A 13539-nucleotide genomic window follows, 5' to 3' on the forward strand; every position below is an offset into this window, starting at 1 on the left:
GTAGATCTCTCCAAGTCCACCCCTGTCGAGAGAGACAAACACCATGACACTTCCACTGCTCACCTCAACCACGATCCGCTCAACCAAGCTGGCCAACCGCTTGGCGCTCGCGCCAATGTCGCGAACCAGTGCCGATAAAGACGGCACCCCGACGCAAGCCATGGCCGACTACTATGCCAGCTTTGCGCGCGGCGGCTTCGGCATGCTGATCGTCGAGGCAACCTTCATCGATCAGAGCTATTCCCAAAGCTATGCCGGACAACCGGGCTTGGTGAGTGACGCCCATGAAGCCGCGTGGCGGAGGGTCGTCGATGCAGTCAAACGAGAGAACGGCGTCATCGTGCTCCAGCTGATGCACGCCGGTGCCACCTCGCAGTGTACCTTTGAAACCCACGCACCCTCCCCTGTCCGGCCAAGAGGAACGATGATCCAGGGATATGGTCCAAGGCAAGGTTCATACGATGTTCCCAAGGAACTCAGCCGGGACCAGATCCAGGGGATACGGGAGGCGTTCCTGCAGGCCGTGCAGCGAGCCGAGCGGGCCGGTTTTGACGGTGTCGAAATCCACTGCGCCAACGGTTACCTTCTCGATCAATTTCTGACTGAAGAAACCAATCAGCGCACGGACGATTACGGCGGCACACTTGAAAACCGCCTTCGGCTGACGAGCGAAATCATTTCAGCTGCCAAGGCGGCCACGTCTCCGGAGTTCCTGACAGGGGTCCGGCTGTCACAAGCCAAGGCAACAGAGCAGGACTACTTCTGGCCCAATGGGCTTCAGGACGCAGAAGCAATCTTTTCGGGGGTTTCGGCTGCCGGCAGCGATTACATTCACCTTGCCAGCGAGAAGAGCGGCTACGCCTATCACTGCTCCACGCGAAAAGGCGAAAACCTGACGGAATTCGCCCGCAAGCTGACCGGGCTGCCGGTTATTGCAAATGGCGGACTGGAGGATATCGATCTCTCAAACGGTCTGATTTCCTCGGGCAAGGCAGACATCCTGTCGATCGGCAAGGCCGCCATGCTCAATCCGGACCTGCCGCAGAAAATTTCCTCAGGTCAACCACCGCGACCGTTCACGTTCGACATGTTCCGATACGGAGTGACCATTGACGCTCAACGCAAGTGGGAAGCGGAGATAGGCGATTTGATGGCGAGCACGTAACCTTAATATTGCGTACCGGGGCATACTGCCCCGGTGTCACGTGCGGGGCCAAGCTCAAGCATCCAAAGCCTGCAACAAGGGCATCCATTGCACTCGAATCTCTGCGGAGACCTTGTCGGTGTGATCGAAGATGCCCTCGCCTGCAGCAGCGTCCCTGCCATAGGTCACCCGATCATTGATGCGGCACAGCACCGGAAAACCGGCCTCCTGCATCACGCGCTCCAGTTCGTTCACCTGGCTGGAGCGCTTTGCGATGCGGTTGGCGATGACATGGATGTCCGCCTTGCCTTTGCGGATCCGCTTGATATCGGCGATTGCCTTCAGGAATTTGATCGTCGCGCCCCAGTCGAACGCCGACGGCAGGACCGGAACGACGATGTCCGTTGCCTCTGCGACAAGGCTCTTGGACAATTCGCCCCGCAATCCGCCGGGACCGTCAATTATCAGGGTATCGAGATCCTTGTCCTTGAGCTCCCCAATACTGCCGGCCTTGCTCCAGTTCAGTCCCGCGATTCTCGGCAGGTCCTTGGATCTCCGCTTTAGCCAATCGCGCGAAGACTTCTGAGTATCTGCATCTGCAAGAGCGACTTCCTCTCCGCGGCTGGCGAAGTAGGTCGCCAGATTGGTCGCGAGCGTGGTCTTGCCACATCCGCCTTTCGAATTGAGGACAAGAATCTTGCGCATACCGGCTCCCGCTTCCAGCTCGTTGTGGGTCAGCGCTACCAGCAAAACGTTGATTACCGGCAGACATTATCTGACACTGCACCACTCTAGGGGCAGCATGAGCAGATCCTCAACCGTCACCATGGCGGTTTTCGCGATTTCGTGGCGACAAAGTGGCAAGACTGAGATATAGCTCCTTTTCACCATGCATGTGATTACGAATACAAACGAACTCGCTGACGCCTGCGAGCGTCTTGCCGCCCACGACTACGTCACGGTCGACACGGAATTTCTGCGTGAAACGACTTTCTGGCCGAAGCTTTGCGTCATCCAGATGGCCGGCCCGGACCTGGCGTTCATCGTAGATGCCCTCGCGGAGGGACTGGATCTTGCGCCCTTCTTCGAGCTGATGCGCAACGACCGGGTTACCAAGGTCTTCCATGCGGCCAGGCAAGATATCGAGATTGTCTTTCATATGGGCGGCCTTATTCCGGCACCCTTGTTCGACACCCAGGTCGCGGCCATGGTCTGCGGCTTCGGCGATTCCATTTCCTACGACCAGCTGGTCTACAAGGTTACCGGGGCGAGGATCGACAAGTCCTCACGCTTCACCGACTGGGCCCGCCGTCCGCTGACCCAGAAGCAGCTGGAATACGCTCTCGCCGATGTCACCCACCTTCGCGACGCCTATCAGTTCCTGAAGGCAAACCTTGCCGAACAGAACCGCAGCCACTGGGTTCAGGACGAAATGAAGGTGCTGACCTCGGAAGGCACCTACCTGACGGAGCCCGCCAATGCGTGGAAGCGGCTCAAGATGCGCGTTCGCAAGCCGATCGAACTGGCTGTCATGATGGAAGTGGCCGCCTGGCGCGAGGCCGAAGCACAGGGCAGAGATGTGCCGCGTAGCCGGGTTATCAAGGATGACGCCATCTACGAAATCGCGGCCCAGCAACCTCAAAATGCCGAGGGGCTCGGCCGCTTGCGTACGATTCCGCGCGGTTTCGAACGGTCAAAGTCGGCAGACGAGATTCTCAAGGCTGTTCGCCGTGCCTGCGCCATCCCGCGGGACAAGCTGCCGAAATTGCCCAAGGGCCGCCAGGCGCCGGACGGCTCGGCTGCGGCCGTGGATCTGCTCAAGGTGTTGTTGAAACTGGTCAGCGAGGCTCATGGCGTTGCTTCCAAGGTCATTGCCACCGTGGACGACCTGGAGAAGATCGCCGCCGACGACAATGCGGACGTAGCTGCCCTGCAGGGCTGGCGCCGGGAGCTTTTCGGTGAAACCGCTCTCAAGCTGAAGCGCGGCGAAGTTTCCCTTGCCTTCCGGGACCGGCAGATCGTCGCCCTCGATCAGGAATCTTCAAAGGCCGAGGCTGCGGAATAGTCTTTCGACCGCAGGTCACCAGAAACATAAAGCCGTCGCATCAAGTGCGACGGCTTTATCATTTCGGCTCACTATCAGGCAGGCAGCACTGCGATGCTCGCCTTGGATCCGACCAGCTTGGCGAATTGCTGCATACGCTTTTTCAAACGCTCGCCGTCGAACGCCGCAAGGTGTGCAGGCAGCCTCAGAACCATCATCTTCCTGTCGATCAAGAATGAGGTTTGCGGCAAGACCCCGGGCATGGAAGCGCTGAGAAGAGAGGCAACCCGCAGCGCAGCGCCCAGCACCTTGGCGCGTTCACGCAACCTTTCGCTCGAAAGCTTCCTGATTACCGGAGACAGACTTCCCTCGCTCAGGCCCTGGTGCCGATAGAAAACCGAAGCGGCCAGATAGGCGCGGCCGGCATGATCGAGACCCACGAAGGCCGCGTTCGAAATGATGTTCAGGCTCTGCTCGCCGCGGTAATCGGGATGCGCCCGCCAACCGATGTCCGACAGCAGGCAGGCAGCGTGCCGCAGATGCTGTTCCTGCTCGGTTTCCTCCATACCGAGAGCCGAGAAGATCTGGTCGGTCCAGCCGATCAGTTCCTCTGCATGGTCGGGAGAGCGGGCGCGCAGGATCGCAAGTTCGCGCGCGGCCTCGACCACAGGATCCTGCGCCTGGATTTCCGGCGGCAAGGCCTCATGAAGAAGTCCCTCGCGCACACCTGTTGCTGAAAGTACCACCTTGTCCGCCTTCATGGCGGTCAGGATCTGCTCCATGACGACAGCGCCATAGGGCACCAGGCTGCGACGCTGTTTGGAGACGGCTTCGGCACGCGGAACGTCCTCAAGGTTTTCCTTTTGCACCGAGCGGCAGAAAGCAATCGCCTCGTCTGCCGGGATCTCGTAGTTGTGCATGACGTGCAGTGGATATTTCTTCTGGAAGAGATGCAGCCGTGCCAGCGAGCGCCAAGTACCGCCGACGGCGTAGAAGACCCGCTCGCCATCATTCATCTCAGGCCACTCGTATACGGCCAAAGCATTCTGCGAGATGGCGACAGCAGCCTCCAGGCTACCTGCGGCCTCTTCCTGCAGGCGAAGTCCGCCGAGAGGAAACGTGGCACCGATCCCGGGCGTATCGCCGGAAACATGGACCAGCTCCAGGCTACCACCGCCCAGATCGCCGACCATGCCGCGCGGCTTCCAGAAGCCAGCGATCACGCCAAGGGCGGAGTAATAGGCTTCCTCGTTGCCATTCAGGATTCGGACCGGCGCTCCCAGAACGTCTTCGACCTTGGCGACGAACTCTGCTCCGTTGGCCGCATCTCGTGCAGCGGCCGTTGCCACAACGCGCACTTCCTGCACACCAATGTGCTGGCACAGAGCGCGAAACCGATGGATCGCATTAAGTGCGAGCGCGACCGACTCGTCGCACAATCGGCCAGTGGCGGCGATGCCGCGGCCAAGCCCTGCGAGCACCTTCTCGTTGAACAGCATGGTTGGCGTACGCGCCATGCGCTCATAAACGACGAGACGCACGGAGTTCGATCCGATGTCGACCACGGCGATGGGACCTGAACCGTTGAGCCGACCGCGTGCCGGTGAGAATTGACCTGCCATGGGTTCCACTTCGTGGTCAGCCGGTTTCCGGACGTGTTGAGAATGGACGCGGACGATTGCTCTTCAGCGATTTGCCGCGACCGGACAGGGACGGGTTTGTCATGAAATAGCGATGCGCATTGAACGGTTCCTCGTTCGCTTGCGGCACGATGCGCTCGTGGCTGCCATCGGGCAGAATGCGCCAGCTTTGCTGATTGTCCTTGAGGTTTGCCACCATGATCTGATCGAGAACCTGCTCGTGGACCGTGGATGTCTGCAAGGGCACGAGAACCTCGACGCGCCGGTCGATGTTACGCGGCATCAGGTCGGCAGAGCCGATATAGACATGGGCCTCCGGCGACGGAAGACCATGGCCGTTCCCGAAACAGTAGATGCGGGAATGTTCCAGGAAACGCCCAACGATGGACTTGACGCGGATGTTCTCGGAAAGACCTGGAATACCCGGGCGCAGGCAGCAGATGCCACGAATGACCAGATCGACCTGCACCCCGGCCTGGCTCGCCTCGTAGAGCGCGTCGATGATCTGGGGATCGACCAGAGAATTCATCTTCATCCAGATCTGTGCGGGGCGGCCCGCTTTTGCGTGCTCGATCTCGGCACGCGTCAGGTCGAGAATCCGGCTTCGCATGTTGACCGGAGAGACGGCGAGATATTTCAATTCCGCCGGCTGGGCATAACCGGTGATGTAATTGAAGACGCGGGCGGCTTCCTGGGCAATGCTTGGGTCATCGGTAAAGAATGAGAGATCCTCGTAGATCCGTGCCGTGATCGGGTGATAGTTGCCCGTGCCGATATGGCAGTAGGTCTTCAGTTCGCCATGCTCGCGGCGAACCACCATCGAAAGCTTGGAGTGGGTCTTCAGCTCGATGAAGCCGAAGACCACCTGTACCCCTGCCCGCTCAAGGTCACGCGCCCACTTGATGTTGGCAGCCTCGTCGAAACGGGCCTTCAGCTCCACCAGCGCCGTGACCGACTTGCCCGCTTCGGCAGCTTCCGCCAGCGCCTTGACGATGGGCGAGTTGTTGGACGTCCGGTAAAGCGTCTGCTTGATCGCGACGACGTCGGGATCCTGAGCTGCCTGATGCAGGTATTGAACGACAACGTCGAAGGATTCGTAGGGGTGATGGACCACGATGTCCTTCTGGCGGATGGCCGCAAAGCAGTCTCCCCCATGTTCTCTGATGCGCTCCGGAAAGCGCGCCGTGTAGGGCTCGAACTTCAGGTCATCACGTTCAAGATCGACGAGCTGGGACAGGTTGTTCAGCGCCAGCAGTCCATCGGCGAGAAAAGTCTCGCTCTCGCTGACGGCAAGCGCTTCGGCGACGAACTCGCGCAATGCCGGCGGCGTGGTGTCCTGGATCTCCAGCCGGATCACCGATCCACGCCGGCGGCGCTTCAACGCGCTCTCGAACAGGCGGACCAGATCTTCCGCTTCTTCCTCGATTTCAAGATCGCTATCGCGGATGACACGGAACGCACCCTTGCCGAGAATCTCGTAGCCGGGGAACAGCCGGCCGATGAAGAGGCCAACCACACGTTCGATCGCAATGAAGCGGGCTGCCCCCTCCGGCCCGTCGGGAAGGCGCACGAAGCGCTCGACCTGCCCGGGAATGCGGAGAAGCGCGATCATGCCGCGGCCACCGCTGACCGGCGCCAGCTGGAAGACGATGGAAAAGCCGAGGTTCGGTATAAACGGGAACGGGTGGGCCGGATCGATGGCAAGCGGCGTGAGGACCGGGAAGATGTAGGACAGGAAGTGATCTTCCAGCCAGCCGAGATCTTCGGCCGACAGATTGCGCCCGTCGCGGATCTCGATACCCGCCTCAGCGATCTCGGAGCGCAATTCGCGCCAGATCGATTGCTGGCTTGCCTGCAGGCCACGCACAGCGTCCGAGATTTTCTGGAGCTGCTCGGTCGGCGACAAACCGTCGTCAGAGCGGATGGCCACCTCTGCCCGTTGCTGGCCACGAAGCCCTGCCACGCGGACCATGAAGAACTCATCGAGGTTGTTCGCGGAAATGGACAGGAACCGGACCCGTTCCAGCAGCGGGTGGTTGCGGTTCATGGCCTCTTCGAGAACCCTGTGATTGAACTGCAGCCAGGACAACTCCCGGTTCATGAAGCGGGCGGGAGATGTTGCCAGATCTGATACTTCTGTCACCGCGGGTCCGGTGACGGGGTTCGGAGCACCGGCCGCAGCTTCGGCAGCACGGGAAAGATCGACATTCTCATTCATTCCTGCCATTTCTCCTTCCCGATCCAGAGCGACCGTTTTGCCGCCCCATATCGAGCCTTATACCTTCAACAGGTTAATCGGCTCCGTTCTGGACATCTTCCAGAACCCGTCCGGCGAGAGGCTTGGTGATCTTCACCCGCCCCGCCAATGCAGCACGGTCGATTTCCTCGACGACACGACAGGCGACCCCGAGGGAACGCTCCATGCGCACGACCAGATAATCGACAACGCCCGGATCGACCGCCAATTGGCGGTCGGCGAACAATTTCACCAGCACGAGGCGCAACAAATCGTCGTCAGGCTCGGCGATTTCGACAGGGGTTGCAGCGCGCAGACGGGACATCAGGTCCGGCAGCTTCAGATTCCATGCGTTCGGCCATGTCCGGCTGGTGATCAGCACCCTGATATCTGCCTGACGTGCTGCGTTCAGAAGATGGAAGAGTGCGGTTTCGTCGACACCGTTGTGCGCATCCTCGACTGCGACCGCACCGCATGCCACGAGACCCGTAACGGCATCGCTCGTCAGATCGGCCGCAGAGATCACCGCAGCACCGGCGTCTTCATGCCATGCCTTGACGAGATGGGTCTTCCCGGCGCCGACGGGGCCGGCGAGAATGACGACCGGCGACGGCCAGTCCGGCCATCGCTCCAGCAGCTCGAACGCCGCCTGATTGGCGCTACCGACGAGATAGTCATCCCGGCCGAGCGCTTCCTCGTGCGGCAATTCCAAAGGCAACTGGCGTGGTGTGTCCGCCATACTCAAGACGCCTACTCTAAAAGCCTATTCTTCCGCCGCCACTTCGATGCGGCCATGACCCTTGTATAATGGGCTCGCTAGGTACTGTCTCAGCGCAAAACGTGCAAGTACGCCGATCATCGCCGCAGCCGGAACGGCTATCAGCATCCCCACAAATCCAAAGAGATATCCGAATGCAAACAACGCGAACATCAGCGTGACGGGATGGAGCCCCGTGCTTTCGCCGACCAGTTTCGGCTGCAGGATATTGCCTTCAAGGAACTGACCGACGGCAAAGACGGCTCCAACAGCGAGGATCATCGTCCAGTCCGGCCAGAATTGTACAAGCGCGACGCCGAGTGAAACGATAAACCCGAGCCCGGCACCAACGAACGGGATAAAGCTGACAAGCCCCGCCCCCATGCCGATCAGCAGGCCGAAGTTCAGGCCGACAATCGCAAGGCCGGCCGCGTAGAACAACCCGAGGATCAGGCAGACCGAAACCTGACCGCGCACGAAGCCGGCGACTGCATTGTCCATTTCCCCGGCAAGATCGCGGATGACATGGAGATAGTCGCGCGGCAGCCAGCTGTCGATCTTGGCGACCATATGGTCCCAGTCGAGCAGCAGGTAGAACGCGACCACCGGCGTGATCAGGAACAGCGACAGGATCGACAGCAACGCCTGGCCGCCGCTCCATACCGACTTTGCCAGTCCGCCGATCCAGCTTGCCCCCTGACTGATGAGCTCACCAACCGACGACTGAAGGTCGGCGGGCGTGAGGCCGGAAAGGCTGACGATCTTTTCCCCGAGGTTCGATGAAACCAGGCCCTGCAGGCGTTTGACAAGATCGGGCAGCTTGTCGAGGAACCCGGCAAGCTGGCTGCCAAGAACCGGGACGACCATCAGGAAGAAGAGCACCAGGACGAGGACAAATGTCACAAGGATGGTCAGCGTCGCCCATAGACGTCCCATGCCATGGGATTCCAGCCAGTCGCACACGGGGTCGAGCAGATAGGCAACCGCCATCCCCGCCACGAACGGCAGCAGGACCTCGGAAAAGACCGCCAGAAAGGCAACGAATACCAGAAGGGACAACAGCCAGAATTGCATCTGTCGCCGAAGGGTCATGCAGAGCTCCCGCACCTCGGCCCGTCGGACCGAATGTTCAACATGATGGCGGCTTGCCGATGCCGCTTCCGAGATCCACGCTTACCACAGAAGCTGCGCGACCTGCGACCGGTGAATCTCCAAAACTCACTCTGCGGCGAGGCGTCCGCGGTTCTGCATCAAGGCGTCAAACAAGGCCCGGACTCTGGCCGTATGGCGAAGTTCACGCGGCGCCAGCAACCAAATTCCGAGACTGAAGCAGGGCTCCTCAAAGAGGCGCACGAGACCCGGCGTTCCATTTGCAACCATCTCCGGGATCGGTCCGATGCCAAGACCCGACTGAACGGCATGCAACATCATGAGCGGTGTGGACAGGGATGCCCGTACCCTTGCGTTGGGCGCGTGCTTCTCCATCCACGCCATCGACCGTTCCATGCATTCCCGGCCATCATATTCCAGCCAGGGATAGGCACTCGGCACGCCGCCGGGAGAAAACCGCCCGGCCGCGCCATAAATGCAGAAGTCAAACCGGCCGATTTCATGGCCGAAGAGATAGTCTTCGGGGGCGTTGGTGAGCCGCAGGGCCACCTCGGCTTCGCGTCGGCTGAGACTGCGCACCTCCCGATCCGTTTCGATGGTCAGCTCGATATCGGGATAAGCCTCGGAGAACGCCGCCAACTCCGGCATGAAATGCCAGGCCAGAACGTCGACAGTCGCCATGCGGATATGGCCGGACAGCCGGGTGTCACGACCATGAATGCCGCGTTCGAGGCGGGACAGTTCCTCGCTGATCCGGTCCGCCGCCGTGGCCGCCTGCTCCCCTTCCCCAGTCAATACGACTTCATCCCCGATCCGTTCGATCAGGCTGGCGGAGAAGTAAGTCTCCAGGTCCCGGACTTTCCTCGCCACCGTGGTGTGCGATACGCCAAGGGCGCGTGCGGCAGCCGAGTAGGTCCGGGCTGTCCTGAGTTCTCGAAGGTAGCGCAGGTCTCCAGCGTCCATGACGGGCTCCTTGAATAATTTTGCACATCAATAGTCATTTTTTGAAAATTGATCGAACTTTTTTGCTCAGATATCGATCGCTGACCCACCATGCCAACAAAGGTTTTCACATGACCGAACCCTTCGTGCTCGTCGGCATCGCCGTCATCGTCTTCGCCTCCGCTGCCATTCAGCATGCGGGCACTGTCCTGTCCCGTGGCGTCGGCTTCGCAATGACCGACCGCTCCGAGGCCTTGCCGGAAACCGGCTTCAGCGGGCGCTCGCGCCGAACCCTTCAGAACAACCTGGAATCGGCCACCATGGCAGTCCCAATACTGACGGTTCTGGTCAGTCTGAACCTTGCCAGCGGGCTGACCGGCATCTTCAGCCTTATCTATCTGGCGGCCCGCGTCTCCTTCACGATCAACTACTGGATCGGCTTCAGCCGCCTCCGATCCTTCAGCTGGGGCATCGGCATGGCATGTCTCGTCGCTCTGGCGGTTCTGACCCTTCAGGGGCTGGCATCCCTCGCATGAGGTGCCGCCCCATGGGGTTGCCGGGGCATTTCCCTGGGCTTCATGGGGCTAGCCCCTTGTTTTCCGCTCTGCCACCCTGTAAGCGCGTGCGTGACGACACGCCCCATATAGCGGAGAGCCCCATGAGCGATGCCCCCTCCAACGGAACCAATGGTCTGACCTATGCCCAGTCGGGGGTCGACATTGACGCGGGCAACGCGCTGGTGCAGCGGATCAAGCCACTGGTCAAGGCAACGGCCCGCGCCGGGGCCGACAGCGACATCGGCGGCTTCGGCGGCCTTTTCGACCTGAAGGGCGCCGGCTTCAAGGATCCGATCCTGGTCGCAGCCAACGACGGCGTCGGCACCAAGCTGAAGATCGCCATCGACACGAAACAGCACCGCACGGTTGGCATCGACCTTGTTGCGATGTGCGTCAACGACCTGATCGTTCAGGGCGCTGAGCCTCTGTTCTTCCTCGACTATTTCGCCTGTGGCGCGCTCGACGTCGACACGGCAACCGACGTGGTCGCCGGCATTGCCGACGGCTGCAAGATGTCCGGTTCGGCGCTGATCGGCGGCGAGACCGCCGAGATGCCGGGAATGTATGCCAAGGACGACTACGACCTTGCTGGTTTCTCGGTCGGCGCCGTCGAACGCGGAGAGATCCTGCCGCGCAAGGATGTGGCCGAAGGCGACGTGCTTCTCGGTCTTGCCTCCTCGGGAGTTCACTCCAACGGCTATTCGCTTGTGCGCAAGATCGTCGAGCTTTCCGGCCTTGCCTGGGACGACGCGGCGCCCTTCGCCGACGGCCAGTCCCTCGGCCAGGCGCTCATAACGCCGACCAGGATCTATGTGAAGCCGCTGCTGGCGGCGCTGAAGGAAACCTCCGGCATCAAGGCGCTGGCGCATATAACCGGCGGTGGTCTGCCGGAAAACCTGCCACGCGTCCTGCCGGAGAATACTTCCGCGAAAATCGACCTTTCCGCGATCGACGCACCGGCCGTCTTCAAGTGGCTTGCAAAGACAGGCGGTGTTGCCGAGGCGGAAATGCTGCGCACCTTCAACTGCGGCGTCGGCATGGTCGTGGTGGTCAGCGCCGAGGAAGCGGACAAGGTCACCGAGGTGCTCACCCGCGAGGGCGAGACCGTGTTCCGCATTGGCGCAATTGCGGCTCCGGGCGACAAGCCCGTCCTGTTTGACGGAAGCCTGGGCCTGTCCGCATGAACGGCCGCAAAAAGGTCGCGGTCCTGATTTCAGGTCGCGGCAGCAACATGATGTCGCTGATCGCGGCAGCCATGGCGCCGGATTACCCGGCGGAAATTGCCCTCGTCCTGTCCAACAAGCCCGATGCGGGCGGCCTTCAGAAAGCCGAAGACTTGGGCATACCGACCGCGGTCGTGGACCACAGGGATTACAAGGGCGACCGTGAAGCGTTTGAACGCGCGGTCAACGAGATCCTGGTCGAAAACGGCATCGAGATTGTTGCTCTCGCTGGCTTCCTGCGCCTGCTGACCCCCTATCTCGTCAATGAATGGCGTGACCGGATGATCAACATCCACCCTGCTCTCCTCCCCTCGTTCAAGGGGTTGCACACTCATGAGCGCGCGCTCGATGAGGGGGTGAAACTCCATGGCGCGACCGTCCATTTCGTCTCCCCGGGGATGGACGACGGTCCGATCATCGCGCAAGGGGCAGTCCCCGTTCTCGATGACGATACGCCCGACGCTCTGGCAGCCCGTGTCCTTGCCGTGGAACACCAGATCTACCCGCGCGCGCTCGAGCTTGTCGTTACCGGCAAGGCCAAGGTCAAGGGCCACAGGGTCGCGACCTCGGTCGACACCTCTGAAAGCGCCGCCAACACGCTTATTTTTCCCTGACGAAACCCTCCAGCTCCCGATCTTTTTCCAAACAGCTTTCGCGAATGCCGTGATAGGTTGGCTGATGTTCAGACAGCTGGTTCTGGGAGGGACAGCGACATGGCTTCGAAGGATCTGACGGTTCTCGTCGGCACAAACAAGGGTGCATTTCTGATTTCCGGCGGCTCCGACCGCTCCGGCTGGGAGGTCAGCGGCCCGTTCTGCGACGGCTGGCCGATCAACCACATGACCGGCGACCCGGCATCGGGCACGATCTGGGCCGGCGGCGGCGGGGACTGGCACGGTGCCGGTGTCTGGCGCTCCGATGATGGCGGCAAGACCTGGGAGGTCTCGCGCCTGACCAAAGGCACCATCGATGACTGGGCGGCCAAGGATCCTGATTTTGCGGCCATGATGAACTGGAGCGCTCAGGAGCTCCCGTTTGACAACGCCTTCTCGCAGATCTGGTCAGTCGGCTTTGCCCATGGCACGCTCTACGCCGGGACCAAGCCTGCAAACCTGCTGAAAAGCACGGACCGCGGCAAGACATGGGAACGGCTCGAGGGCCTGACCAACCATCCATCTGCCGACAGCTGGAACCCCGGCGCTGCCGGATTGACCCTGCACACGATCGTGACCTCACCGGACGATCCCAACAAACTATGGCTTGGCATCTCCGCCGCCGGCGTATTCGCGACAGAAGACGGCGGGGCGACCTTCGAACGGCGCAACCGCCTTTCCAACGAGGCAGCCTGCGAGGGACATAGCCATCCGGCTGCCCCCTGCAACGGAGATATCGGCCACTGCGTCCACAACATGATGCTCGCACCGAGCATCACGGCCGGTGATGGCGACACACTCTACCAGCAGAACCATCACGGCGTCTGGCGTTCGTCTGACGGTGGCAGGAGCTGGGACGACATCACCGAGGGCCTGCCCTCGACTTTCGGGTTCCCGATCCGTGTGCATCCGCGCGATCCGAAAACCATCTGGACCCTGCCACTCAATGGCGACAGTGCCGGGCGCTTCCCGCCGGATGCCTCAGCGGCGGTGTGGCGCTCACGCGATGGCGGCGAAAGCTGGCAGGACATGCGCGAGGGACTGCCGCAAAAGAGTTGCTACTTCACCGTGCTGCGACAGGCCATGGCCGGCGATACGCAGGAACCGGCGGGCATCTATTTCGGCACCAACAGCGGATCCGTCTTCGCCAGCTTCGACGAAGGCGACAGCTGGCAGGAAATCGCCCGCCACCTGCCGACCATCCTGTCGGTTGACGTGCTGGAAACGGCCTGA

Annotated in this window: 12 protein-coding genes; 6 read left to right on the forward strand and 6 right to left on the reverse strand. The window is 61.1% G+C overall.

From position 1 onward, the window contains the following. The first annotated feature begins 43 nt into the window (after positions 1–43). Positions 44–1165 carry an NADH:flavin oxidoreductase gene (locus ACN0SY_RS01810; RefSeq protein ID WP_417684050.1) on the forward strand — a complete coding sequence of 374 codons (1122 nt, stop codon included), beginning with the start codon at positions 44–46 and terminating at the stop codon, positions 1163–1165. Between the two features lie 54 nt (positions 1166–1219). Here the strand turns inward: ACN0SY_RS01810 and ACN0SY_RS01815 are convergent, their stop codons facing one another. After that, positions 1220–1849 (reverse strand): AAA family ATPase, encoded by a 630-nt coding sequence (locus ACN0SY_RS01815; RefSeq protein WP_417684051.1) that lies wholly within the window; start codon positions 1847–1849, stop codon positions 1220–1222. Positions 1850–2033: 184 nt separating this feature from the next. Here ACN0SY_RS01815 and rnd point away from each other — a divergent pair, with 184 nt between their 5' ends. After that, a complete protein-coding gene (gene rnd / locus ACN0SY_RS01820; protein ID WP_417684052.1) occupies positions 2034–3209 on the forward strand; it encodes a ribonuclease D in 1176 nt (391 codons plus the stop codon). Between the two features lie 74 nt (positions 3210–3283). Here the strand turns inward: rnd and ACN0SY_RS01825 are convergent, their stop codons facing one another. From ACN0SY_RS01825 to ACN0SY_RS01845, 5 genes are all read right to left on the reverse strand, one after another. Next, positions 3284–4810 (reverse strand): Ppx/GppA family phosphatase, encoded by a 1527-nt coding sequence (locus ACN0SY_RS01825; protein ID WP_417684053.1) that lies wholly within the window; start codon positions 4808–4810, stop codon positions 3284–3286. A 16-nt stretch (positions 4811–4826) separates the two neighbouring features. Then, positions 4827–7046 (reverse strand): RNA degradosome polyphosphate kinase, encoded by a 2220-nt coding sequence (locus tag ACN0SY_RS01830; protein ID WP_417685845.1) that lies wholly within the window; start codon positions 7044–7046, stop codon positions 4827–4829. Between the two features lie 73 nt (positions 7047–7119). Next, positions 7120–7803, reverse strand: coding sequence for a hypothetical protein (locus ACN0SY_RS01835; RefSeq protein ID WP_417684054.1), 684 nt, complete (start codon positions 7801–7803; stop codon positions 7120–7122). A 24-nt stretch (positions 7804–7827) separates the two neighbouring features. Beyond that, positions 7828–8913, reverse strand: a complete 1086-nt coding sequence (locus ACN0SY_RS01840; RefSeq protein ID WP_417684055.1) for an AI-2E family transporter — start codon at positions 8911–8913, stop codon at positions 7828–7830. 126 nt (positions 8914–9039) lie between these two features. Further along, on the reverse strand, positions 9040–9894 hold the full coding sequence (locus tag ACN0SY_RS01845; RefSeq protein ID WP_417684056.1) for a LysR family transcriptional regulator: 855 nt from the start codon (positions 9892–9894) through the stop codon (positions 9040–9042). 110 nt (positions 9895–10004) lie between these two features. Between ACN0SY_RS01845 and ACN0SY_RS01850 the strand changes: the two genes are divergently transcribed. From ACN0SY_RS01850 to ACN0SY_RS01865, 4 genes are all read left to right on the forward strand, one after another. Then, a complete protein-coding gene (locus tag ACN0SY_RS01850) occupies positions 10005–10409 on the forward strand; it encodes an MAPEG family protein (protein ID WP_417684057.1) in 405 nt (134 codons plus the stop codon). A gap of 122 nt (positions 10410–10531) precedes the next feature. Further along, the gene (gene purM / locus ACN0SY_RS01855; protein ID WP_417684058.1) at positions 10532–11614 is read left to right on the forward strand and encodes a phosphoribosylformylglycinamidine cyclo-ligase; all 1083 of its coding nucleotides are present in this window, start codon (positions 10532–10534) and stop codon (positions 11612–11614) included. Next, positions 11611–12267 carry a phosphoribosylglycinamide formyltransferase gene (gene purN, locus ACN0SY_RS01860; RefSeq protein ID WP_417684059.1) on the forward strand — a complete coding sequence of 219 codons (657 nt, stop codon included), beginning with the start codon at positions 11611–11613 and terminating at the stop codon, positions 12265–12267. The genes purM and purN overlap by 4 nt, the downstream gene beginning before the upstream one ends. A 99-nt stretch (positions 12268–12366) precedes the next feature. Next, positions 12367–13539, forward strand: coding sequence for a WD40/YVTN/BNR-like repeat-containing protein (locus ACN0SY_RS01865; RefSeq protein ID WP_417684060.1), 1173 nt, complete (start codon positions 12367–12369; stop codon positions 13537–13539).

The organism is Roseibium sp. (assembly GCF_048261595.1).
Lineage (GTDB): Bacteria > Pseudomonadota > Alphaproteobacteria > Rhizobiales > Stappiaceae > Roseibium.

What these genes read in the sequence shown, in the direction of transcription:
- ACN0SY_RS01810 (WP_417684050.1), top strand. Translation starts at nt 44, where the DNA reads ATGACACTTCCACTGCTCACCTCAACCACGATCCGCTCAACCAAGCTG.
- ACN0SY_RS01815 (WP_417684051.1), bottom strand. Translation starts at nt 1,849, where the DNA reads ATGCGCAAGATTCTTGTCCTCAATTCGAAAGGCGGATGTGGCAAGACC.
- rnd (WP_417684052.1), top strand. Translation starts at nt 2,034, where the DNA reads ATGCATGTGATTACGAATACAAACGAACTCGCTGACGCCTGCGAGCGT.
- ACN0SY_RS01825 (WP_417684053.1), bottom strand. Translation starts at nt 4,810, where the DNA reads ATGGCAGGTCAATTCTCACCGGCACGCGGTCGGCTCAACGGTTCAGGT.
- ACN0SY_RS01830 (WP_417685845.1), bottom strand. Translation starts at nt 7,046, where the DNA reads ATGAATGAGAATGTCGATCTTTCCCGTGCTGCCGAAGCTGCGGCCGGT.
- ACN0SY_RS01835 (WP_417684054.1), bottom strand. Translation starts at nt 7,803, where the DNA reads ATGGCGGACACACCACGCCAGTTGCCTTTGGAATTGCCGCACGAGGAA.
- ACN0SY_RS01840 (WP_417684055.1), bottom strand. Translation starts at nt 8,913, where the DNA reads ATGACCCTTCGGCGACAGATGCAATTCTGGCTGTTGTCCCTTCTGGTA.
- ACN0SY_RS01845 (WP_417684056.1), bottom strand. Translation starts at nt 9,894, where the DNA reads ATGGACGCTGGAGACCTGCGCTACCTTCGAGAACTCAGGACAGCCCGG.
- ACN0SY_RS01850 (WP_417684057.1), top strand. Translation starts at nt 10,005, where the DNA reads ATGACCGAACCCTTCGTGCTCGTCGGCATCGCCGTCATCGTCTTCGCC.
- purM (WP_417684058.1), top strand. Translation starts at nt 10,532, where the DNA reads ATGAGCGATGCCCCCTCCAACGGAACCAATGGTCTGACCTATGCCCAG.
- purN (WP_417684059.1), top strand. Translation starts at nt 11,611, where the DNA reads ATGAACGGCCGCAAAAAGGTCGCGGTCCTGATTTCAGGTCGCGGCAGC.
- ACN0SY_RS01865 (WP_417684060.1), top strand. Translation starts at nt 12,367, where the DNA reads ATGGCTTCGAAGGATCTGACGGTTCTCGTCGGCACAAACAAGGGTGCA.